Raw genomic sequence first — 22620 nt, 5'->3', positions numbered from 1 at the left:
CAGCACGCCCTACGACGAAGCCACCGCCTGGACCAGCAACCAGCAAGACCAACAACTCGCCGCTTGACAGTCCAGCCGCATGGGATGTCTAACCCACCCGCCTTTTCCCGTCGATCATGAACCTTCGGTCATGATCGACCGGCGTGTCGTGTCCGTTGCGCCCTGATCAACTCCGTGCACTAATGATCGACTCGGGCTGAGGAACGCGGCGTGGACCCGGAGGCGATCTTGCCGAGCCGGGCAAATAGACTCGCTCGGGGCGGCCCGCCGGTGGCAGGCTGAGCCCAGCGAAACCTGACGAACTCCGCCGAACCAGTCAAGGGGGCAGAGCATGGCCGCCATCTCCCGCGAAGAGGTAGCGCATCTGGCGCACCTGTCGCGGCTTGCCGTCACCGAGCAGGAACTGGACGTCTTCGCCGGTCAGCTCGACGTGATCCTGCAGGCCGTCGCCCGGGTCGGTGAGGTGGCCGCCGCGGACATCCCGCCCACGTCCCACTCGGTTCCGCTGGTCAACGTGCTGCGTGAGGACGTCGAGCAGCCGTGCCTGACCCCGGCCGAGGCGCTGGCCGGCGCGCCGGACGCGTACGAGGACCGGTTCCGGGTTCCCCGCATTCTCAGCGAAGAGGAGTGACCGGCGTGATCAAGAAGACCGCTGCTGAGCTGGGCGCCCTCATCGCCAATCGCGAGGTGTCGGCCGTCGAGGTCGCTCGCGAGCACCTCGACCGCATCGCCGCCGTCGACGACCGCGTCCACGCCTTCCTGCACGTCGACACCGAGGGCGCGCTGGCCGCCGCCGAGGCGGTGGACGCCAGGATCGCCGCCGGTGAGCAGCTCGGGCCGCTGGCCGGCGTGCCGATCGCCGTCAAGGACGTGCTCGCCACGCGGGGCGTACCCACGACGGCGGGCTCGAAGATCCTCGAAGGCTGGCGTCCGCCGTACGACGCGACCCTGGTCGAGCGCCTGCGGGCGGCCGGCACCGTCATGCTGGGCAAGACCAACATGGACGAGTTCGCCATGGGCTCGTCGACGGAGTACTCGGCGTACGGTCCGACCTTCAACCCGTGGGACCTGGCCCGGATTCCGGGTGGGTCCGGTGGCGGCTCGGCCGCCGCGCTCGCGGCGTACGAGGCTCCGCTGTCGATCGGCACCGACACCGGCGGCTCGATCCGGCAACCCGGCGCCGTGACGGGCACCGTCGGCGCGAAGCCCACTTACGGTGGCACCAGCCGATACGGGCTCCTCGCCTTCTCGTCCTCACTGGACACGCCCGGCCCCTGTGCGCGTACCGTCGAGGACACGGCCTTGCTGCACGCGGTCATCGCGGGGCACGACCAGCGCGACTCGACGTCGATCGACGCGCCGGTGCCCGACGTGGTCGGCGCGGCGCGGCTCGGGGCGACCGGCGACTTGGCCGGCGTGAAGGTCGGCCTGGTCCGCGAGTTCTCGGGCGAGGGCGCCGAGCCCGGGGTGATGAGCGCGTTCCGCGAGACGGTCGAGGCGCTGACCAAGCTCGGCGCCGAGGTGGTCGAGGTCTCCTGCCCACACTTCTTGTACGCGCTGCCGGCGTATTACCTGATCGCGCCGAGTGAGTGCTCCTCCAACCTGGCGCGGTACGACGGAGTGCGTTTCGGCTTGCGCGTCGGCGACGACGGCAACCGGTCGCTCGAAGAGGTCATGTCGGCCACCCGTGAGGCGGGCTTCGGTCCCGAGGTCAAGCGGCGCATCATCATCGGCACGTACGCCTTGTCGTCCGGCTACTACGACGCCTACTACGGGCAGGCCCAGAAGGTCCGTACGCTGATCACCCGCGACTTCACCGCGGCGTTCGAGCAGGTGGACGTGCTGGTCTCGCCGACCACGCCGTTCGTCGCGTTCGAGCTGGGCTCCCGCACGTCCGACCCGTACCAGATGTACCTGGCGGACCTGTTCACCATTCCGACGAACCTTTACGGCGGCCCGGCGATCTCCGTGCCGTGCGGGCTGTCGGAGGGGCTGCCGGTCGGGTTCCAGGTCATGGCGCCGATCCTCGGCGACGACCGGATGTACCGGGTGGCCGCCGCCGTCGAGTCGGCCGTGGGGACATTCGCGCCGCCCGCTCTCTGACTCGTCGATTTGTCGTACGCGGACGGGAGGATGGTCGGATGCCTGGCATGCGCCGTCCTCTCCAACGCGACGACGCGATCGTGTTGCGTGTGCAGAAGCTGGGGGAGTCCGACCGGATCATCACGCTGCTGACCCGGCGACACGGGCGGCTGCGCGCGGTGGCCCGGGGCGTACGCAAGATGACCTCGCGCTACGGCGCCCGGCTGGAACCCTTCGGCCACGTCGACGTGCAGTGGGCCGAAGGCTCCGGGCTGCACACGATCTCCCAGGTCGAGGGGATCGCCCTGCTCGGCAAGCACTTCGTCGAGGACTATCCGCGTTACACCGCGGCGAGCGCGATCGCGGAGACGGCCGAGCGGCTGACCGCCGAGGAGGGCCAGCCGGCGCTGCGGCTGTTCCTGCTGACCTTGGGCGCGTTCCGGGCACTTGCCGACGGCACGCACTCCGGGACGCTCGTGCTCGACGCATACCTGCTGCGGGCGATGGCACACGAGGGCTGGGCGCCGGTGCTCGGTGAGTGCGCCGTGTGCGCCACTCCCGGGCCGCACCGGGCGTTCTCCGTCGCAGCCGGTGGCAGTGTCTGCATCCAGTGCCGTCCGCCGGGCGCCGCTCATCCGCACCCGGCCACGATCGAGCTGATGCTCGCCCTGCTCAACGGCGATTGGAAGATCGCCGACGCGGCCGAGGAAGCGCAGCGCCGCCAGTGCAGCGGGCTGGTCGCGGCGCACCTGCAATGGCACATGGAACGCGCGCTACGCTCTCTTCCTCTAGTCGATCGGGGAGAGCGCGCGTGATCAGGAAAGTCAGCCTCGGCCGCAGGTCGGCGCCCATGGAGCCGACTCCGCACCCGTCGGGCGCCCGCCCGCCGGCGCTGCCGTCCGGAGCGCTGCCGCGCCACATCGCCGTCGTGATGGACGGCAACGGCCGCTGGGCGAAAGAACGTGGACTCCCCCGGACAGAAGGCCATAAACGCGGCGAATACTCCCTTTTCGACGCCGTCGAGGGGGCGTTGGAGATCGGCGTCCCGTTCCTGTCGGCGTACGCCTTCTCGACGGAGAACTGGAAGCGCTCGCCCGAGGAAGTCCGCTTCCTCATGGGCTTCAACCGCGACGTCATCCGGCGTCGCCGGGATCAGTTCGTCGACCTCGGCGTACGCGTCGTCTGGTCGGGCCGGCGCGGCCGGCTCTGGAAGAGCGTGATCGACGAGCTGGAGACGGCGGAAGAGATGAGCCGCCACAACTCGAAACTGACCCTGCAGTTCTGCGTGAACTACGGCGGTCAAGCCGAGATCGCCGACGCAGCCGCCGCCATCGCGCGCGACGTCGCCGAAGGCCGGATCAGCCCGGACCGGGTGAACGAGAAGCTCTTCGCGAAGTACCTGTACCACCCGGAGGTCCCCGACGTGGACCTCTTCCTGCGGCCGTCCGGTGAGCAGCGCACCTCCAACTTCCTGATCTGGCAGAGCGCGTACGCCGAACTGATCTACATGGACGTGCTCTGGCCGGACTTCGACCGCCGCCACCTCTGGCACGCCTGCGAACTGTTCGCCCAGCGTGACCGGCGATTCGGCGGCGCGCTGCCGAACCCGGTCCCGCCGCCGCCCGCGTCCGCCTGACCCGGCCCGCTTCCGCCTGACCTGGCCTGGTTCCGCCTGACGCCGCCTGCGGGCACCGCGCCGCCTGCGGGCACCGCGCCGCCTGCGGGCCCCGCTGCATCGCAAGATCATGGTCATTTCCATGTCGCCATAGCGACGCAGAAATGACCATGATCACGGATGATCCACCACGGTCAATCAACCGGCCTAGCGTGCCGGTCGTCGCAACGTGCCAAGCCCGGAACTCGCTGTTGATCAGAGTGCTAGGGAGTTGATCATGCCGCCCGGGGCACGACGCGCCGGTTGATCACGACCGTTAGTTCATGATCGCGCGGAAAGGGGGCGGGCGGCGTTAGCGAGCGATGACGAGCGAAGCGAGGAGGAGCGCAGCGAGAAGAAGGGCCCAGTCGGCGAGCCCGAAGGGCGAGGGCCGGGCCACGGTCCGGGGCGTACCGGAGTCGAACCCCCGCGCGTCCATGGCCTGAGCGAGCCGAGTGCCCCGGCGGATGGCCCCGACGAGCAGCCCGAACGCCGTTCCCGCGAACAGGCGTACCCATCGCAGGGGGTTGCCGCCCGCGTCGATGCCCCGGGCGCGCCGGGCCATCGAGATGAGCCGCCATTCTTCGCCCAGCAGCCCGACCAGGCGGAACGCGGCCAGTGCCCCGATCGCGAACCGTGCTGGGGCTTTGACGTGCTGGATCAGGGAGTCGGCGAGGTCGGTCGGGTCGGTGGTGGCGTATACGAGGACGGCGGGCAGGGCGAGGGCGAGCAGCCGCAGCGCGTAGCTCACCGACAGCGACAGGACCGAGGTGGTGATCACGAACGGTCCGGCGTCCACCAGCACCTCGCCGGAGCGGTCGGCCGCGAACAGCGACAGCGAGATCACGACGCTTGCCGCCCCCAGCAGCGCCGGCCAGGCGCGCCGCAGCAGTCCCCAGGGTGTGAGCCCGAACAACGGCGTGATCAGCAGGGTCAGCAGCACGATGCCGCCCAGAACGGCAGCGTCCAAAGTAGTCAGTGCGGCCAAGGACAGCAGCAGGGCCGAGCCCAGTTTGGCCACGGGGGCACGTCGAGCGAGCACAGTCACAGCTGAACCGTCCGATCGGCGAGCACGGAGACCAGGGCGGAGTCGTGGGTCACGATCAGCAGGCCGTGGCCGGAGTCGCGTAACGAGGCGAGCAAAGCGACCAGCTCGATCCAGGTGCGACGATCTTGCCCGAAGGTCGGTTCGTCCAGGATCAGCAGTCGCGGCGCGGCGGCCAGCGCGGTCGCCACGCTCAGCCGCCGGGCCTGGCCGCCGGACAGCGTGAACGGATTCGCGCGGGCCAGTTCGGCCAGGTGCAGGCGGTCCAGCAGCTCGTCGACCCGCGCGGGCGGCGTACCGCCCAGGGCCAGTTCGTCCCGGACGGTCGCGGTCACGAACTGATGCTCCGGGTTCTGGAACACCGATCCGATCCGGGTCGCGAGCACCGCCGCCCGCCACTTGTGCGGCGGGCCGTCCGGCGTCACCACCGCGCCCGCCGCCGGTCGCAGCAGGCCGCCGAGGGCCAGGGCCAGCGACGACTTGCCCACGCCGTTGGGGCCGGTCACGGCCACGGTTTCGCCTTCTCGAACTTCCAGATCCTGATACGCCTTGAGGCGTACCCGGAGATCCTGAGTGGAGACGAGGGTGCGACCAGGTGGCGCCGAGGCGCGCTGAGCCGGGATCGGATGGCCGGGTACCCACACGCCGGCGGCGGCGAGCTCGTCGCCGAGTGGACCGGTCAGCAGCGACGGGGGTCCGTCGGCGCGGACGCCGCCGCCCGGGTCGAGGACCACGACCCGGGTGATGAGCGGCAGGACCTCGTCGATGCGATGCTCCACCAGCACCACCGTGACCTCGGCCTCGACCGCTTCGCGCAGCGTCTGGCGCACCTGAGCCGCGCCCTGCGGGTCGAGATTTGCCGTCGGTTCGTCGAGTAGCAGCAGGTCCGGCCGGGGCGCGAGGGTCCCGGCCAGGACGAGCCGCTGTTGTTCCCCGCCCGAGAGCTGGTCCGTACGCCGATCGCGGCCGTACGGAAAGCCGACTTCCCGCATCACCTCGTCGACCCGGGGCCAGATCCGGTCGGCCGGCCAGCCGAGGTTCTCCAGCCCGAACGCGACCTCGTCGCCGGAGCGGCGCATGACCAGTTGCGAATGCGGGTCCTGGAAGACGATGCCGGGCCGGCCCTCGACCTTCAGGACGCCCTCGGACTCACCCGACGACGTGGGCAGCAACCCGGCCATCGCCGCGAGCAGCGTGGACTTGCCCGCCCCGGACGGGCCGAGCAGCAGCACCCGTTCGCCGCGGTCGATCCGCAGGTCGACGCCGCGGACCGCCCAGGCGCGGCGGCCGGCGTGCCGCCACCCGTACCCGTCCAGGGTCAGCATCAGACCAGCTCGCGCGTACGCCCGGAGGGGAACGGGTCCAGCACGCCGGTGCTGGACAGTCCCCGGGCCAGGGCGAACGAGCCCGCGCCCGCGATGAGGGCGCCGCTGGCGATCTGGATCAAGGCGTAGGTGATCTGCCACGACGCCGACCATTCGCCGTACGACGTGGTGGTCAGGTCGAGGATGGTCGCGGCGGCCCCGATGAGACCACCGGTGAGCAGGGCGTTCGGCAGCCCCCAGCGCTTGTACGCGCCGATGGCGAAGCCGAGTTCGCCGGCCGCGCCCTGAGCGAGGCCGTAGTAGAGGACGGTGACGCCCCAGGCCGAGCCCAGCAGCGCGGAGATGATCGCCGCGACCAGCTCGGCGAACAGGGCGGCGCCCGGCTTGCGGACGATCAGTGGGGCGAGCACCGCGGGCAGGAACCACACGCCCGTGATGGCGGCCCCGGCGGGCGGGAAGCCCGCGAAGGCGGCGTTGAACGGCCCGAACCACAGCTGGTTCCAGGCCCAGAAGACGACGCCGAAGGCGACGGCGACGACGGCGGTGACGACGATGTCGACCGTCCGCCACCGGTAGGTGCTGCTGTTCATGGACGACTCCTAGTTCGAGGGGGGAACCAGGAGAAGACGCACGCCATGCCCTCATGATCCCAAGGCGGGATTGCTGGCATGGCGCAAACGATGAGGTGAAGACCGAACTCCCTACGCTGGCATCGGCGGCCCTCCCCAGGGCGACGCCTTGTCCAGATCAGGTTCGAGGGTCTGCGACCGCCCGGTCGGCCCGCTCGGGCCGTGGGGCGGGACGCACTCTCAGCGCTGTGCGCTCCCCTGTCCGTCTGATGTTCAGTTGTATGTTCCGTTGTGGGGCGTAGGCTACACCGCTTTCGGGCCGGTAGCGTACCGGTTCGTGACGACCGTCTCCCCGACCCGGCCACGGCCGCCGGAAGAAGCACCGGCCGGACCGCGACGATGGCGGGTCGGCTCCGTCGAGGTGCTCGCCGTCCTCCTCGTTCTCCTGGTCTTGTTCCGTACGCAGGTCGCCGACCTGATCAACGGACCCCGGATCAGCACGTGGACGACGGTTTTCGTCTCCGTGATGGTCCAGGCGACCCCGTTCCTCGTCTTCGGGGTGGTCCTCTCGGCGGTGATCGCGGTCTTCGTGCCCCGGAGCTTCTGGTCGAAGGCGTTGCCGAAGCACCCCGCGCTGGCGGTTCCGGTAGCCAGCTGTGCTGGGGTGGTGCTCCCCGGCTGTGAGTGCGGCTCGGTGCCCATCGCGGGCTCGCTCATGCGCCGCGGTGTCACGCCGGCCGCAGCGCTCGCCTTCCTGCTGGCCGCCCCGGCGGTGAACCCGATCGTCCTCACCGCGACGGCGGTCGCGTTCCCCGGGCAGCCGCAGATGGTGGTGCTCCGGGCGATCGGCAGTCTGATCGTGGCGACCGGGATGGGCTGGCTCTGGCTACGGCTCGGCAAACCGGAGTGGATCAAGCTGCCGGCCCGGCCGGACCTCGACGACCAGTCGAAGTCCCGGGCCTTCTGGGCGTCCTGCCGCCACGACATCATCCACGCGGGCGGCTTCCTCGCCCTCGGCGCGGCCGCGGCCGCCACGATCAACGTGCTCGTCCCCGAGAAGTGGCTGCTGGCGGTCGCGCAGCGGCCGGTGCTGAGCGTCCTGGCCTTGGCGGTGCTCGCCGTGCTGCTGTCGATCTGCTCGGAGGCGGACGCCTTCGTCGCCGCGTCGCTGTCGCAGTTCTCGCTCACCGCCCGGCTCGCCTTCCTGCTGGTCGGGCCAATGGTGGACCTCAAGCTGATCTCGATGCAGGCCGGCGTCTTCGGGCGCCGGTTCGCCACCCGGTTCGCTCCGGCCACCTTCGCGGTGGCGACCGGGGTGGCCGGCGTCCTGGGGGTGATCTTCCTGTGAACCGGCAGGCGCAAGCCGTCATCATGCTGCTGCTCGGCGGGGCGGTACTCAAGATCAGCCTCGGCGACCTCTACCTCCGGTACGTCAAGGAGGGGCTCCGGCCGTTCCTGGTCCTCTCCGGAGCACTGCTCGTCGCGGCGGCCGTCATGACGCTGTGGCACGAGTACCGCACACCGGGAGAGCCGGAAGACCACGGTCACGATCATTCGCATGGTGGACCCGCGGTGGGCTGGCTCATCATCGCGCCGGTGCTCGGCCTGCTGCTCGTCGCGCCGCCCGCGATGGGGGCGTACGCCGCCGGCCAGTCCGGCACCGCACTGTCCACTGCGGCCGAATCGGACTACCCGCCGTTGCCGCCGGGCGACGTCGTGCCGATCACCGTCCTCGACTACGCCTCCCGCGCCGTCTTCGACAAGGGCGTGTCCCTCGGCGACCGCAAAGTGAAGCTCGTCGGCTTCCTCGTCACCAGTACGGACGGCAAACAGGTGCTCGGCCGCATGATCCTGTCCTGCTGCGCGGCCGACGCCCGCCCGATCAAGGTGGCCTTCGCCGGCCAGGGGCCGACCGGGATGGCCGACGACTCGTGGGTCGAGATCGTCGGGACGTTCACCGATCAGACCATGCGGGACGCGGTCAACGACGAGATCATCCCGTACATCTCCGTGGTCTCCTGGCGGCCGGTCGATCCGCCCAAGCAGCAGTACGAGTAGCCCCCTTTTGCGCTGGATCAGGGCTCTCGGTCGAATCTTGCCCCAAGATTCGACCCGGAACCCTGATCTGGCGCGAATGGCAGAGCACCTACCGGCGGGTAGGACTGAGCAGTAACGTATAGGGCGACACCACTTGATCCCGTCCCACCGGGGGTGTACGCGAATGACCGCGACCGATGCCAAGCCGCAGGTGACCGCCGCGCAAGCTCGGGAGATCCTCGAGTCGAGCCGCGACGAGTGGAAGAAGCCGAGTTTCGGCAAACAACTGTTCCTGGGCCGGTTCCGGCTCGATCTGATCAGCCCGTGGCCACAGCCGGATCCGGCCAAGGCCGCCCGAGCCGAGGAGTTCCTCCCGAAGCTGCGGGAGTACCTGGCGACCAACGTCGACGGCGCGCAGATCGAGCGGGAGGCGTTCATCCCGGACGACGTCTTCGCCGGCCTCGCCGAGCTGGGCTGCTTCGGCATGAAGATCGATCCCGAGTACGGCGGGCTCGGTCTGTCCAACCTCCACTACTGCAAGGCTCTGATGCTGGCCGGGTCGGCGAATCCGTCCATCGGGGCGCTGCTGAGCGCACACCAGTCGATCGGCGTACCGCAGCCGTTGAAGATGTTCGGCACGCCGGAGCAGAAGAAGCGCTTCCTGCCTCGGCTGGCGGCCGGCGAGGTGTCGGCGTTCCTGCTCACCGAGCCCGACGTCGGGTCGGACCCGGCCCGGATGCGGACCAGCGCCACTCCGGTCGAGGGCGGCTACAAACTCGACGGCGTCAAGCTCTGGGCGACCAACGGGACGGTGGCGACGCTGCTGGTCGTGCTGGCCCGCGTACCGAAGTCGGAGGGTCGTAAGGGCGGCATCACGGCCTTCGTCGTCGAGAGCGAGTCGGCCGGGATCACCGTCGAACGCCGGAACGCCTTCATGGGCCTGCGTGGCCTGGAGAACAGCGTGACGCGGTTCCACGACGTGTTCGTCCCCGAGGAGAACCGGATCGGCGAGGAAGGGCGCGGCATGCGTGTCGCCCTCGGCACCCTCAACACCGGCCGGCTGTCGCTGCCCGCGTCGTGCGTCGGCGCTCTCAAGTGGTGCACCGGCGTCGCGCGGGACTGGGTCGACGAGCGAGTTCAGATGGGCGTACCGATCGCCAAGCACGAGGCCATCGCGACCAAGCTCGCCTTCATCGCGGCCACCACCTACGGCGTGGAAAGCATGCTCGATCTCTGCTGCATGCTGGCCGACGACGACCGCAACGACATCCGCATCGAGGCGGCGCTGATCAAGCTCTACGCCTCCGAGCTGGCCTGGCAGGCCGCCGACGAACTCGTGCAGATCCGGGGCGGGCGCGGCTTCGAGACCGCCGCTTCGCAGGAGGCCCGGGGCGAGCGGGGCGTCGCGGCCGAGCAGATCCTCCGCGATTTGCGGATCAATCGCATCTTCGAGGGCTCGACCGAGATCATGCACCTGCTCATCGCGCGGGAGGCGGTCGACCAGCACCTCAGCGTCGCCGGGGACATCATCGACCCCAAGGCCCCGACCGGCCGCAAGGTCCGCGCGGGCCTGCGCGCCGCCGGGTTCTACGCCCGCTGGCTGCCCACGCTCGTGGTCGGTCGCGGTTCCTTCCACGGGTACGCCGACTACGGCGACCTGGGCCGGCATCTGCGGTACGTGGAGCGGTCGTCGCGCAAGCTGGCCCGGCAGACGTTCCGGGGAATGGCCCGCTGGCAGGGCCGGATGGAGTACAAGCAGAGCTACCTGGGCCGGATCGTCGACATCGGAGCCGAGCTGTTCGCGATCGCGGCGACCTGCGTACGCGCCCAGGCGTCCGGCCGGCCCGAGGAGCGGGAACTCGCCGACCTGTTCTGCCGGCAGGCCCGTGATCGGGCCGAGCGGGCGTTCCGCCGGTTGCACCACAACACCGACGCCGACGACGTACGCGGTTCGTCCCGCATCGTCGACGGCCGGTACGCCTTCCTCGAAGACGGCATCCTGCCGCCGCCGGAGTCGGGGGAGTGGGTAGCGACCTGGGAGCCCGGCCCGTCCACTGAAACCGACGTACGCCGTCGCCTCCCGCACGTCCAGCGCTGACCCTCTCGCACCGCCCTACTCGGGCCGCTGGATCAGGGTTCCAGGTCGAATCTTGCCCCAAGATTCGAGCCAGAACCCTGATCCAGCGCTGTCGGCTAGCGCGGCGCGAGCCGCGTACGCAGGCCGAGGCGGCGTAGTTCCAAGGCGGCCAGGCTGTCCATGGTGCCGGGGTCACCGGCGCGCCACTGGCTGGCCGTGTCGTCAGGGAGGGTGGCGAGCCGGCGTAACGGAGCGCTCGTGAGTGCTCGCAACGCGAGTAGTTCGACACCGCCCCGACGGCGCCGCAACCGGCTCGCCGCGCTGGCCGCCCGCACCCACCGCACCCGCAACGGCAGCCACAGCACGAGCGCCAGCAGGACGGGCAGACCGCCGATGGCCCAGCCCAGGATGAGGGCGAGATCGTGGACGACGTCCTGCTGACCCTGCCCGGCTTCGGCCAGCGACCGGGCGGCCTCGGCCGCCTTGCCGAACGGTACGCCGAGCTTGTCGCCGACCAGAGGGATGCCGTCCGCTTTGGACTGTGCGTCGGCGAGGTTGTCGGCCAGCCCGGTGCCGGCGTCCTCCATCTTGCGGCCCGGTGCGGCCAGCTTCATGATCAGCTCGAACACCCGATGGCCGAGCCAGATCCAGGCGGCCGTCCAGGCTACGACGAAGACGTCGGCGAAGAGCTGGCGGGCGAACCGGAAGGGCTTTTCCGCGTAGAGCTTCGGCATACGTCCATAGTGCCCATTCGCCGCCGCGAATAGGCCTTACGCCCCGAGGGTGGCATGCTGCGTCCCCAAGCATGATCGTTGCGTCAGGCATGCTGTTTCGGCGGACAAATCGCCGCCCGAAACGACATGGCTGACGCAATGATCACGCGAGCGGGGGCGGGTGGCTGGGCGCAGTGATCAGGCGGAGGGGGAGGCGGCGCAGGCCGAGCATGTGCCGAGCAGCTCCAGCGTGTGGCTGACGTCGGAGTAGCCGTGTTCGGCCGCCACCTTGGACGTCCAGCTCTCCACGGCCGGCCCCTCGACCTCCACGGTCGCCCCGCACGAGCGGCAGACCAGGTGGTGGTGATGGGTGTCGCTGCACCGCCGGTAGAGGTGGTCGCCGCCGGGCGGCCGCATGACGTCGATCTCCTCGGCTTCGGCGAGCGCCTGCAGCGTCCGGTAGACCGTGGTCAGCCCGATCGTGTCGCCGCGATCGCGCAGCATCGCGTGCAGTTCCTGGGCACTGTGAAAGCCGTCGACCTCGGCGAGCAGAGCCGCGACGGCGGTGCGCTGACGGGTGTTGCGCGGAGCGGTCATCAGCGATCCACTTTCAGGAGCACATCGGGTGGGTCGCAGGCCGGGTGGCCGGCCGGGATCGACCGCCGCCGCCAGGCCCGCAGGCCCGCCGATCCTACCGCCACGACCAGGAACAACGCGATCGCGAAGAGGACGACGGTCGCGCCGACGGCGGTGTCCGACGGCCCGGCGATCACCACGCCGAGGACCGCGCTGGTCAGTCCCAGCGCCATCGACAAGGCCATCGTGCTGCGGAAGCCGCGGGTCACCAGCTGCGCGGTCGCCACGGGCACGACCATCAACGCGCTCACGAGCAACAAGCCGATCGAGCGCATGGCGGTGGTCACGGTCACGGCCGTGGTCACGGCGACGATCACATTGAGCGTACGTACCGGCAGGCCGGCGACTTTGGCGTACTCCTCGTCCTGGCAGACCGCGAACAGCCAAGGACGCAACCCGATCGAGACGACCAGGACGGCCACCCCGAGCACGACGATGGTGACCATGTCGGCGTTCGTGATGGTCAGCGGAGAACCGAAGAGGAACGCGTTGAGGCCCTGACTGGCGCCGCTCAGTCCGATGAGGAACACGCCGCCGGAGATGCCGCCGTAGAAGAGGATGGCCAGCGCGATGTCGCCCGAGGTCTTGCTGCGTTCGCGGATGATCTCGACCGCGACCGCGCCGATGATCGCCACCACCGTCGCGACGAGCACGGGCGACTTGTGCATCAGGACGCCGATGCCCACGCCGGTCAGCGCGACGTGGCCGATGCCGTCGCCGATCAGCGACAGCCGCCGCTGCACGAGGTAGACGCCGAGAGCGGGCGCGGTGAGCCCGGTGATCGCGGTGCCCAGCAGCGCATACTGCATGAATTGATAAGCAAAGATGCTCATGCGATCACCGTCCTGCGGCCGGCGACCGCATGAGTGAGACTGTGCTGGCTGATGATCGACCTGCGGTCGCTCATGCGATCACCGTCCTGCGGCCGGCGACCGCATGAGTGAGATTGTGCTGGCTGATGATCGACCTGCGGTCGCTCATGCGATCACCGTCCTGCGGCCGGCGACCGCATGAGTGAGACTGTGTTTGCCGATGATCGACCTGCGGTCGCTCATGGGGCTTCCCAGAGACTCGGCGGGTTGTGCGGCGCGTGCGGGTGGACGTGGTCGTGCTCCGGATGGGCGTGGTGCCCCGCCGGTTCGGGCACCGCTCCGTCGTGCGCCACGAGTCCGTCGTGCAGGACGACCGCGCGGTCGATCAGCGGCGTCAACGGTCCCAGCTCGTGCGCCACGAGGGCCACCGAGCCGCCCTTGGCCACGAAGTCGCCGAGCGCCCCGGCGAAGGTCTCCTGGCTGGCCGCGTCCACCCCGGCCGTCGGTTCGTCGAGGATCAGCAGCTCCGGCTCACCGGCCAGCGCGCGAGCGATCAGCGTACGCTGCTGCTGACCGCCGGACAGGGTCGCGACGGGATCGCGTACCCGATCGGCGAGACCGACCGCCTCGATGGCCGACGTCACCGCCGCCTTGTCCGCCGCGGACGCCGGACGCCACCCTCGGCGGGCGAGCCGCCCGGCCGCCACGACCTCGCCGACCGTCGCCGGTACGCCTCCGCCGGCCCCGAGCCGCTGGGGGACGTAGCCGATCCGGGACCACTGCCGGAACCGGCGCAGCGGCGTGCCGAAGAGGCGGACCTCGCCGGCGGCCAGCGGCACGAGTCCCAGCGCCGCCTTGATCAGTGTGGACTTGCCGGACCCGTTCGCGCCCAGCAGGGCGACGACCTCGCCGCCGTGCACCGTCAGTTCGACGCCACGCAGCACCGGGCGATCGCTGTACGCGACCACCCCGTGCCGGACTTGCAGGACCTCCGTCACGAACACCCCAGTGCGCTCTGCAACGCCGTCAAGTTCTGCCGCATCACCGAGAGGTAGTCGCCGGTGGATCCGGCGGGCAGCCCCTCGAGCGGATCGAGGACCGCCGTCTTCGCCCCGACCTCCTTGGCGATCGTCTCGGAGATCTTCGGGCTGACCAGCGTCTCGGAGAAGATCGTAGTCGCGCCGTACTTCTTCGCGTCCGCCGCGATGTGCGCCAGCGCCTGCGCGGTCGGCTCCTGCTCGGGGTCCAGCCCGGTCAGCGCGATCTGCGTCAGGTGGTAGCGGTCGGCGAGGTAGCCGAAGGCGGCGTGGCTGGTGAAGATCTCCTTGCGCTGGCAGGTCTTCAGGCCGGTCGCGAACTCCATGTCCAGTTCGGCCAGGTCGGCCGCGAGCTTCGCGGAATTGTCGGTGAACTGCGCCTGGTGGGCCGGGTCGGCGGCGGCGAACTTGGCCGCGACGGACGCGGCGACGGTCGACAGCCGGGTCGGGTCGAGCCAGACGTGGGGGTCCTTGCCCTGCAGCTCCGGCGCTTCGGCCGCCTCCTCGCCGGTCGCGGTCAGCGTCGGAACCAGCGAGAGCACGTCGATCGCCTTGTCCTTCGCCTGCGCATCGATCGCCTTGTCCACCTCGGGCTGCAGCCCCTTGAGGTAGACGACCACCTTCGCCTCGGCGATCTGCGCGAGCTGCTTCGGGCTGAGCTCGAGGTCGTGCGGCTCCGCGCCCGGCGCGGTCAGGTTGGTGACCTGGACGGCGTCGCCGCCGAGGCGCTGGGCGACGAACTGGAGGGGGTAGAAGGCGGCGACCACGGACAGCTTGCCGTCGGCGCTCGGGTCGTCCGTCCCGCACGCAGCCAGGCCGCCGGCGACCAGAACGCCCGCCGTCGCGACCGTGAGGAGGTGGCGAAGTCTCATGGTCACCACTTTCCCCTAAATGAGAATGATTGTCAAAAGCGTTTTCATGTTGGGACCCATTACGCTGTACAACCGGAGGAGGACGATCAGGATGCTGGTCTTCAACAGGTTCGTGGTCAGCCCCGAGTCCGGCGACGGGGTCGAGGCTTTCGTCGAGCGCGCCCACGCGGCACTGGCGGCGTTGGCCGCCCGGCCCGGCTACCTGCGCGGGGAGCTGACCCGGTCGCTGGACGAGCCCGCGTCCTGGTGCCTCGTCACGGAATGGGCCAACGTCGGAGCGTACCGGCGGGCGCTGGGCGCCTTCGAGGTGAAGATGACCGCCACGCCGCTGCTCGCCGAGTCGCTCTACGAGCCGGTCGCGTACGAGTCGCTCGCCAGCGCCCCGCCCGGCGGACCCGTCGAGCCGCGGACGAGCGATCGCGTTGTATAGAGTCGGTGACCGTGACGCAGCCCACGCTTGAGGGCGTCCCGCCCGGCCCCGGCGCCCGGCCGCCCTTCGTCGCGGCCCCGACCGAGGGGTCGACCACGCGCCTCTGGTGGGGGCTCGGCACCGGAGCGGCCGCGCTGCTGCTGTTCTGCGGCGGCGGCATCGCCCTGCTGGTCGGGCTCGCCATCACCGGCGTACGCGCGGTGGAGGATCAGGCGAATCAGACCGTCACCCGCTATCTCGACGCCCTGGAGCGGGGCAAGCCCGCCGAGGCGTACGACCTGGTGTGCGAAGAGATGCGCAAGCGCTACGACCTGGACGAGTTCCAGGCGCTGGAGCGGGATGTCACCACCAGCACCGGCTACACCCTCGGTGAGGTGGATCTCAACACCCTCCAGATGCCCGTTCAGCTGGAGTACGCGTCCGGTCCGGACCGGAGCGTGACGTATCAGCTGACCCAGAACAGCTCGACCGGGCACATCGAGATCTGCGGCACCGCCTGAGCGGGTGTCTTCGCGCCTCCAGTAGCGTTATTCGAGTGCCGGTCGCCGGACCGGCCCATATGGTCGTCTGGGGAGACCCCAGCGGCAACCCCGCCGACATCCAGCCGGTGGCAGCCTCCATGGAAGGAGCACACTCATGCCCGCGGATCGCATCGACAAGGTCGTCAATCTCGCCAAGAAGCGAGGCTTCGTCTTTCCGTCCAGCGAGATTTACGGCGGCACTCGATCGGCCTGGGACTACGGTCCGCTGGGCATCGAGCTGAAGGAGAACGTCCGCCGCCAGTGGTGGCGTTCGATGGTTCAGCTTCGCGACGACATCGTCGGCCTCGACTCGGCCGTCATCCTGGCCCGCCAGGTCTGGGAGGCCTCCGGCCACGTCCGGGAGTTCACCGACCCGCTGACCGAGTGCACCAAGTGCCACAAGCGGTTCCGGGCGGATCACCTCGAAGAGGCGTTCCTGGCGAAGAAGCCGGACGCGATCTTCGACCTGGCCGAGCTGAACTGCCCCAACTGCGGCAACAAGGGCACCTTCACCGAGCCGCGCATGTTCAACGGCATGATGAAGACCTTCCTCGGCGCCGTCGACAGCGAAGAGGGCCTGCACTACCTGCGGCCCGAGACGGCTCAGGGCATCTTCGTGAACTACAACAACGTCGCGAACTCCGCCCGCAAGAAGCCGCCGTTCGGCATCGCCCAGGTCGGCAAGAGCTTCCGCAACGAGATCACCCCCGGCAACTTCATCTTCCGGACCCGTGAGTTCGAGCAGATGGAGATGGAGTACTTCGTCGAGCCCGGCACCGACGAGAAGTGGCACGAGTACTGGCTCGAAGAGCGCTGGAACTGGTACGTCAACCTCGGCATCGACCCCGAGAACCTGCGCTTCTACGAGCACCCGAAGGAGAAGCTCTCCCACTACGCCAAGCGCACGGTGGACATCGAGTACCGCTTCCAGTTCGGCGGCACCGAGTTCTCCGAGCTGGAGGGCATCGCCAACCGGACCGACTTCGACCTCTCGACGCACTCGCGGGAGTCCGGCGTCGACCTGTCCTACTTCGATCAGGACAAGGGCGAGCGCTGGTTCCCCTACGTCATCGAGCCGGCGGCCGGCCTGACCCGCGCGGTGCTGGCGTTCCTGCTCGACGCGTACGACGAGGACGAGGCGCCCAACACCAAGGGCGGCGTCGACGTCCGCACCGTCATGCGCTTCGACAAGCGCCTGGCGCCGGTCAAGGTGGCGGTGCTGCCGCTGTCGCGTAACGAGAAGCTGTCGCCGAAGGCCCGGGAGCTGGCCGCCACGCTCCGGCAGCGCTGGAACGTCGACTTCGACGACGCCCAGGCGATCGGCCGTCGCTACCGCCGCCAGGACGAGATCGGTACGCCCTACTGCGTCACCGTCGACTTCGACACCCTTGAGGACGACGCGGTGACGGTTCGCGACCGGGACACGATGACGCAGGAGCGCGTCCCCCTCGACGGGCTCGTCTCCTACCTCACCGAGCGCCTGCCCGGCTGCTGAGTTTCCTGATCATTGCGCCAGCCATGCTGGTTCGGGCGGCGAAATGCCCGAGTAAACAGCATGGCTGGCGCAACGATCACGCCGAAATCCAGGTGAGGGCGGGCGAGGGCAGCGGATACCCTGGCGGGTGACATGAGCACACCCGAGGAGAGCCGGCCCGAGCGCCCGACGCAGCGCCCCGCAGACGGACAGACGCCGCGAAAAGCCGCCAATCGCCGCCGCAGGCCGCGCCGACCCGAGATCCGGTCAGCCCTCCCGGAAACCGCCGCGGACGGCAGCCCCGAAGCCCCCGAAGGCGGCCGGTCCGCCGGCCCAGAGCGTCGGGAGCGCCGGCCGGAGAAGCGGGAGCGGAGGCCGGAGCGGCGGGAGCGCCGAGGGTGGACGCCGGAGCAGATCCAGCGGCGGCGGGAGAGCGTACCCAAGATCCGGTATCCCGAGGAACTGCCGGTCAGCCAACGCAAGGACGAGATCCTGGCGGCCATCCGCGACAACCAGGTCGTGATCGTCGCGGGCGAGACGGGATCCGGCAAGACGACGCAGTTGCCCAAGATCTGTCTGGAGCTGGGCCGGGGCGTCGAGGGCATGATCGGGCACACTCAACCCCGTCGGCTCGCCGCGCGTACGGTGGCCGACCGGATCGCCGAGGAGCTCGGCGTCGAGCTGGGGCAGCAGGTCGGATTCCAGGTCCGGTTCGGCAGCAGCGTCGGCGAGCAGACCATGGTCAAGCTCATGACCGACGGCATCCTGCTGGCTGAGTTGGCGCACGACCGGCGGCTCACGGCGTACGACACGCTCATCATCGACGAGGCGCACGAGCGCAGCCTCAACATCGACTTCATCCTCGGCTACCTCAAACAGCTGCTGCCCAGCCGGCCCGATCTCAAGGTGATCATCACCTCGGCGACGATCGAGACCGAGCGGTTCGCCCAGCACTTCGCCGACGCCGACGGCAAGCCCGCCCCGATCATCGAGGTCTCCGGCCGGACCTACCCGGTCGAGCTGCGCTACCGTCCGCTCGTCGTCGAAGGGGATGAGGAGGACACCGACGAGGTCCGCGACCAGGTCACCGCGATCTCCGACGCGGTGGACGAGCTGGCCGCCGAAGGCCCCGGCGACATCCTGGTCTTCCTCTCGGGCGAGCGCGAGATCCGCGACACCGCCGACGCCCTGACGCGCCGCCAGCTCCGCTTCACCGAGATCATCCCCTTGTACGCCAGACTCTCCACCGCGGAGCAGCATCGAGTCTTCGCGCCGCATACGGGGCGGCGGATCGTGCTCGCCACGAACGTCGCGGAGACGTCGCTGACGGTGCCCGGGATCAAATACGTCATCGACCCCGGCACTGCCCGGATCTCCCGGTACAGCCAGCGGTTGAAGGTGCAGCGGCTCCCCATCGAACCGGTGTCGCAGGCGAGCGCCAATCAGCGGGCCGGCCGCTGTGGCCGGACGAGCGACGGCATCGCTGTCCGGCTCTACTCCGAGGAGGAGTACCAGTCGCGGCCGGAGTTCACCGATCCGGAGATCCTGCGGACGAACCTCGCCTCGGTCATCCTGCAGATGGTGGCGCTGCGGCTGGGCGAGGTCGAGGACTTCCCGTTCATCGACCCGCCGGACCGGCGCAACATCCGCGACGGCTACGACCTGCTCCACGAACTGGGCGCGTTGACCGCCGAGGGCACGCTGACCCCGGTCGGACGGCGGCTGGCCCGGATCCCCGCCGACCCCCGCCTGGGCCGGATGATCCTGGCGGCCGAGCGCACGGGCTGTCTGCGCGAGGTCCTGGTGATCGCGGCGGCGCTGTCCATTCAGGACCCCCGGGAACGGCCGCAGGACAAGCAACAGCAGGCGAGTCAGTCGCACGCCCGGTTCGCCGACAAGGAGTCGGACTTCCTCGCGTACCTCAATCTCTGGAACTATCTGCACGAGCAGCAGCAGGAGCTGTCGGGCAACCAGTTCCGCCGCCTGTGCAAGTCCGAATACCTGCACTACCTCCGCGTACGCGAATGGCAGGACCTGTTCGGCCAGCTGCGCCGGGCGGTGGGGGACAACGGCGACCAGCGTGTGGCGGTGAGCGCGGCGCCCGACCCGGACTCCTCGATCGACGGCGACGCGATCCACCAGGCGTTGCTGGCGGGTCTGCTGAGCCACATCGGCCTCTACGAGCAGGAGAAGCGCGAGTACGCCGGAGCCCGCGGCGCCAAGTTCGCGATCTTCCCGGGATCGGTGCTCTTCAAGCGGTCGCCCCGGTTCGTGATGGCGGCCGAGCTGGTGGAGACCTCCCGGCTGTGGGCGCGGACGGTCGCGAAGATCGAACCCGAGTGGGTCGAGAAGCTGGCCGACCACCTGGTCAAGCGGTCCTACAGCGAGCCGCACTGGTCGCGGAAGGCCGCCGCCGTGCTCGCCTACGAGCGGGTCACCTTGTACGGCGTACCGCTGGTGGTGCAGCGCCGGGTGAATTTCGGGCAGATCGACCCGCCGCTGTCCCGGGAGCTGTTCATCCGGCATGCGCTGGTCGAGGGCGACTGGGACACCCGGCACGAGTTCTACGCCAAGAACAAGGAACTGCTCGGCGAGGTCGAGGAGCTGGAGAGCCGGGCGCGCCGCCGGGACATCCTCGTCGACGACCAGACCTTGTTCGACTTCTACGACGCCCGCATCCCGGCCGACGTCGTCTCCGGCCGGCACTTCGACAGCTGGTGGAAGACCGCCCGCCGGCAGCAGCCCGAGCTGCTCACCTTCGATCCGGCCATGCTGGTCAACGCCGGGGCTGGCGGGGTCGCCGAGGCTGACTTCCCGGACGTGTGGCGTACGGGGGATCACGAGTTCCCGCTGACGTATCAGTTCGAGCCGGGCACGGCGGCCGACGGCGTGACCGTGCACATCCCGCTCCCCGCGCTCGCCGGGCTCACGACGGAAGGTTTCGACTGGCAGATCCCGGGGCTGCGGGAGGAGCTGGTCACCTCGCTGCTGCGCGGGCTGCCGAAGGTGCTGCGACGGCACTTCGTGCCGGTCCCCGATCACGCCAAGTACGCCCTGACGCAGCTCAAGCCGTACGACGGGACGCTGCTGGAGGCGCTCGGGCGGCACCTGCACCGGCTGGCCGCCGTCGAGATTCCGTACGACGCCTGGGACTTGTCGCGTATCCCGGACTACTTGCGGATGACGTTCTCCGTCGAGGACGGCGGCAAGGTGCTCGCGACGGGCAAGGATCTGGCCGCGATCCAGGAACAGCTGCGGCCGAAGACCAAGGAGGTCTTCCACGAGGCGGTCTCCGATGTGGAGCAGTCCGGGCTGCGCGAGTTCCCCGACACGGAGATCCCGCGATCGGTCGAGCGCAAACGCATGGGATACACCGTCAAGGCGTACCCGGCGCTGCACGACGAGGGCGACTCGGTCGGCGTACGCCTCTACGAGAGCGAGGCGGAGCAGCAGAAGGCGATGTGGCGAGGCACTCGCCGGGTGCTGATGCTGAACCTGCCGTTCTCGCCGGTGCGTTACCTGTCGAGCCGGCTCGACAACGCCGCGAAGCTGGCCCTGAGCCGGGGTCCGCACGGCAGTGTGGCGGCGCTGCTCGACGACTGCGTCGCCTGTGCCGTCGACCGGATCATCGCCGAGAGCGGCGGCCCGGCCTGGGACCCCACCGCTTTCGCGAAGTTGCAGGAGACCGTCCGGGAGCGGCTGTTCGACGCGTTCGAGGAGGTCGTCTCCAAAGTGGAGCTGATTCTCAAGGCGTCGTACGAGATCGAGCGACGGCTCAAGGCGGTGTCGAACATCGCGTACGTGGCCGCCGTGAACGACATCCGTCAGCAGCTCACGGGGTTGATCCGGGCCGGCTTCGTGGCCGAGACGGGCTGGTGGCTGCTCCCGCATCTGCAGCGCTATCTGAAGGCGATCGACATCCGGCTGGAGAAGCTGCCCGGCAACCTGCAGCGGGATCGCTCCTACACGGATCTGATCCACGAGATCCAGCAGGAGTACGCCGACGTCGTGGCCCAGCTCCCGCCCGCCCGCCGGGCGGCCGACGCCGTCACCCAGATCCCGTGGATGATCGAGGAGCTGCGGGTCAGCTACTTCGCGCAGAGCATGGGGACGGCGTACCCGATCTCGGACGTGCGGATCTTCCGCGCGATCGACGCCCTCTAGCGGAATCGGGCGGGGGAAAAGAGCGCGAGGTCGTAGGGCAGGACGACGTCGGTGGCGAGGCCGGCCAGGATCTCCCCGACGACCGGCACGAACTTGAAGCCGTGCCCGGAAAAGCCCGCCGCCACGACCACCCGGTCGGAGATCGCGCCGAGGAGGAAGTTCTCGTCCGGGGTCAGGGTGTAGGTGCACTGCTTGCCACCGGCGTAGGCCGCGCCGGCCAGAGTGGGGAGACGCGGTCGCAGCCAATCGCGTACCGGCTGCTCCTCGTCGGGACGCGGAGGCGCCGCGCCCGCGTCGGCATCGATCTGTTCGGGCGTCGGCGGGGCGTGGAAAGCAGCCTTGACCTGCCCCTCGTGCTCGGGCACCCCGTACGCGGTGAGCCCGCCCGCTTCCCAGATCCAGGCCGGGAACTCCGTGGGCGTGAAGCCGGGGCCGGGCCGCCAGAAGTGCTGCACCCGGCGTTCCACTCGCAGCGGCAGGTCGCCGAGGAGGCTGGGCGCCCAGCAGCCGGGGGCGATGATCAGGCGTTCGGCGTGCAGTTCGTCGCCGTCGGCCAGCGAAACGGACACTCCGGACGATGTCTCACGATATGAGACGGCGGCTGTGCCAAACCTCAGCTTCGCGCCCGCACGCTCGGCGAGGCCGAGAATCGTCGAGATCGCGATCTCGGGCGTGAGGAAACCGGCGGCCGTGTCGAGCACCGCGACCTCGTCCTCGGCTGGGTGGAACTGGGGGAAGCGGCGCCGGATCGCATCCGCGTCGAGCAGCTCGTGCGCCAGCCCGTGTGCGCGGGCGCTGGTCAGCGCCCCGCTCACGGTCGCACTCTCGGGCCGGCCGAGGTTCAGCCCGCCGGTGGGCGTCACCAGCCGAACCTCGCTCTCCTGCTCCAGCTCCCACCAGAGCTGGTAGGTCCGGTGCAGCAGCGGCACGTAGGCCGCGCCCTCGGCGTAGGTCATGCGGATGATCCGGGTGCCGCCCGCGTGCGCCCCCCGATCGTGCGGCGGGGTGAACCGGTCGACGCCGACGACGTCGAGACCGCGCGCGGCCAGCGTGTACGCCGCAGCCGACCCCATGCTGCCCAACCCCAGAACGATCACTTCCGGCATCGGGACACGATAACGCCGCCCAGCCCTGGGAGCGTTCCCATACTGTGACATCTGCATTGCTGGATT

20 protein-coding genes and 1 riboswitch are annotated in these 22620 nt (G+C 69.7%); of the genes, 11 read left to right on the top strand and 9 right to left on the bottom strand.

The genetic code is table 11. The features are described 5' to 3' along the window. The first annotated feature begins 331 nt into the window (after positions 1–331). From gatC to AB0H43_RS25660, 4 genes are read left to right on the top strand one after another with little or no spacing between them, the layout of a single operon-like run. Positions 332–631 (top strand): Asp-tRNA(Asn)/Glu-tRNA(Gln) amidotransferase subunit GatC, encoded by a 300-nt coding sequence (gatC, locus tag AB0H43_RS25675; protein ID WP_253761131.1) that lies wholly within the window; start codon positions 332–334, stop codon positions 629–631. After that, positions 628–2103, top strand: coding sequence for an Asp-tRNA(Asn)/Glu-tRNA(Gln) amidotransferase subunit GatA (gene gatA / locus AB0H43_RS25670; RefSeq protein WP_360003113.1), 1476 nt, complete (start codon positions 628–630; stop codon positions 2101–2103). Before gatC ends, gatA begins: the two co-directional genes overlap by 4 nt. Positions 2104–2141: 38 nt before the next feature. Further along, a complete protein-coding gene (recO, locus tag AB0H43_RS25665; protein ID WP_360003111.1) occupies positions 2142–2897 on the top strand; it encodes a DNA repair protein RecO in 756 nt (251 codons plus the stop codon). A gap of 35 nt (positions 2898–2932) precedes the next feature. Beyond that, positions 2933–3718: an isoprenyl transferase gene (locus AB0H43_RS25660; protein WP_360003158.1), complete on the top strand. Its 786-nt coding sequence runs from the start codon at positions 2933–2935 to the stop codon at positions 3716–3718. 331 nt (positions 3719–4049) lie between these two features. On the opposite strand, the gene AB0H43_RS25655 is transcribed toward AB0H43_RS25660, so the two are convergent. The 3 genes from AB0H43_RS25655 to AB0H43_RS25645 are packed head-to-tail and all read right to left on the bottom strand — an operon-like array spanning position 4050 to position 6696. Continuing rightward, complete coding sequence (locus AB0H43_RS25655; protein ID WP_360003109.1) at positions 4050–4784, bottom strand: energy-coupling factor transporter transmembrane component T; 735 nt, start codon at positions 4782–4784, stop codon at positions 4050–4052. Beyond that, the gene (locus tag AB0H43_RS25650) at positions 4781–6106 is read right to left on the bottom strand and encodes an ATP-binding cassette domain-containing protein (protein WP_360003106.1); all 1326 of its coding nucleotides are present in this window, start codon (positions 6104–6106) and stop codon (positions 4781–4783) included. The genes AB0H43_RS25655 and AB0H43_RS25650 overlap by 4 nt, the downstream gene beginning before the upstream one ends. After that, positions 6106–6696, bottom strand: coding sequence for an ECF transporter S component (locus AB0H43_RS25645; RefSeq protein ID WP_360003104.1), 591 nt, complete (start codon positions 6694–6696; stop codon positions 6106–6108). Before AB0H43_RS25645 ends, AB0H43_RS25650 begins: the two co-directional genes overlap by 1 nt. Before the next feature lie 91 nt (positions 6697–6787). Next, positions 6788–6945: riboswitch (TPP riboswitch) on the bottom strand. Between the two features lie 67 nt (positions 6946–7012). Here AB0H43_RS25645 and AB0H43_RS25640 point away from each other — a divergent pair. The 3 genes from AB0H43_RS25640 (at position 7013) to AB0H43_RS25630 (ending at position 10810) form a co-directional block, all read left to right on the top strand. Continuing rightward, positions 7013–8023 carry a permease gene (locus AB0H43_RS25640; protein ID WP_360003102.1) on the top strand — a complete coding sequence of 337 codons (1011 nt, stop codon included), beginning with the start codon at positions 7013–7015 and terminating at the stop codon, positions 8021–8023. Next, positions 8020–8733: a TIGR03943 family protein gene (locus AB0H43_RS25635; RefSeq protein WP_360003100.1), complete on the top strand. Its 714-nt coding sequence runs from the start codon at positions 8020–8022 to the stop codon at positions 8731–8733. The genes AB0H43_RS25640 and AB0H43_RS25635 overlap by 4 nt, the downstream gene beginning before the upstream one ends. 163 nt (positions 8734–8896) lie before the next feature. Continuing rightward, entirely contained in the window at positions 8897–10810 is a 1914-nt protein-coding gene (locus tag AB0H43_RS25630) for an acyl-CoA dehydrogenase family protein (protein ID WP_360003098.1), read from the top strand. 95 nt (positions 10811–10905) lie between these two features. Here AB0H43_RS25630 and AB0H43_RS25625 read toward each other — a convergent pair whose 3' ends face one another. From AB0H43_RS25625 to AB0H43_RS25605, 5 genes are all read right to left on the bottom strand, one after another. Continuing rightward, complete coding sequence (locus AB0H43_RS25625; RefSeq protein WP_360003096.1) at positions 10906–11523, bottom strand: hypothetical protein; 618 nt, start codon at positions 11521–11523, stop codon at positions 10906–10908. A gap of 177 nt (positions 11524–11700) precedes the next feature. Then, a complete protein-coding gene (locus tag AB0H43_RS25620; protein WP_360003095.1) occupies positions 11701–12099 on the bottom strand; it encodes a transcriptional repressor in 399 nt (132 codons plus the stop codon). Further along, complete coding sequence (locus AB0H43_RS25615) at positions 12099–12971, bottom strand: metal ABC transporter permease (RefSeq protein WP_360003093.1); 873 nt, start codon at positions 12969–12971, stop codon at positions 12099–12101. The genes AB0H43_RS25620 and AB0H43_RS25615 overlap by 1 nt, the downstream gene beginning before the upstream one ends. Positions 12972–13189: 218 nt before the next feature. Then, positions 13190–13948 carry an ABC transporter ATP-binding protein gene (locus AB0H43_RS25610; RefSeq protein WP_360003090.1) on the bottom strand — a complete coding sequence of 253 codons (759 nt, stop codon included), beginning with the start codon at positions 13946–13948 and terminating at the stop codon, positions 13190–13192. After that, entirely contained in the window at positions 13945–14859 is a 915-nt protein-coding gene (locus tag AB0H43_RS25605; RefSeq protein WP_360003088.1) for a metal ABC transporter substrate-binding protein, read from the bottom strand. The genes AB0H43_RS25610 and AB0H43_RS25605 overlap by 4 nt, the downstream gene beginning before the upstream one ends. A gap of 91 nt (positions 14860–14950) precedes the next feature. Here AB0H43_RS25605 and AB0H43_RS25600 point away from each other — a divergent pair, with 91 nt between their 5' ends. From AB0H43_RS25600 to hrpA, 4 genes are all read left to right on the top strand, one after another. Then, the gene (locus AB0H43_RS25600) at positions 14951–15289 is read left to right on the top strand and encodes an antibiotic biosynthesis monooxygenase (RefSeq protein WP_360003086.1); all 339 of its coding nucleotides are present in this window, start codon (positions 14951–14953) and stop codon (positions 15287–15289) included. Positions 15290–15300: 11 nt separating this feature from the next. Beyond that, the gene (locus AB0H43_RS25595; RefSeq protein ID WP_360003085.1) at positions 15301–15789 is read left to right on the top strand and encodes a hypothetical protein; all 489 of its coding nucleotides are present in this window, start codon (positions 15301–15303) and stop codon (positions 15787–15789) included. Between the two features lie 136 nt (positions 15790–15925). Continuing rightward, a complete protein-coding gene (locus AB0H43_RS25590) occupies positions 15926–17305 on the top strand; it encodes a glycine--tRNA ligase (RefSeq protein ID WP_360003083.1) in 1380 nt (459 codons plus the stop codon). A gap of 132 nt (positions 17306–17437) precedes the next feature. After that, positions 17438–21448: an ATP-dependent RNA helicase HrpA gene (hrpA, locus tag AB0H43_RS25585; protein ID WP_360003081.1), complete on the top strand. Its 4011-nt coding sequence runs from the start codon at positions 17438–17440 to the stop codon at positions 21446–21448. On the opposite strand, the gene solA is transcribed toward hrpA, so the two are convergent. After that, positions 21445–22554 (bottom strand): N-methyl-L-tryptophan oxidase, encoded by a 1110-nt coding sequence (solA, locus tag AB0H43_RS25580; RefSeq protein WP_360003078.1) that lies wholly within the window; start codon positions 22552–22554, stop codon positions 21445–21447. The two genes, hrpA and solA, sit on opposite strands and share 4 nt — an antisense overlap. Positions 22555–22620 lie beyond the last annotated feature (66 nt).

Origin of the sequence: Hamadaea sp. NPDC050747 (assembly GCF_040654195.1) — a bacterium.
Classification (GTDB): Bacteria; Actinomycetota; Actinomycetes; order Mycobacteriales; family Micromonosporaceae; genus Hamadaea.
Note: the sequence above shows the minus strand (reverse complement) of the source record. Positions and strands in the feature narration are given on the sequence as shown.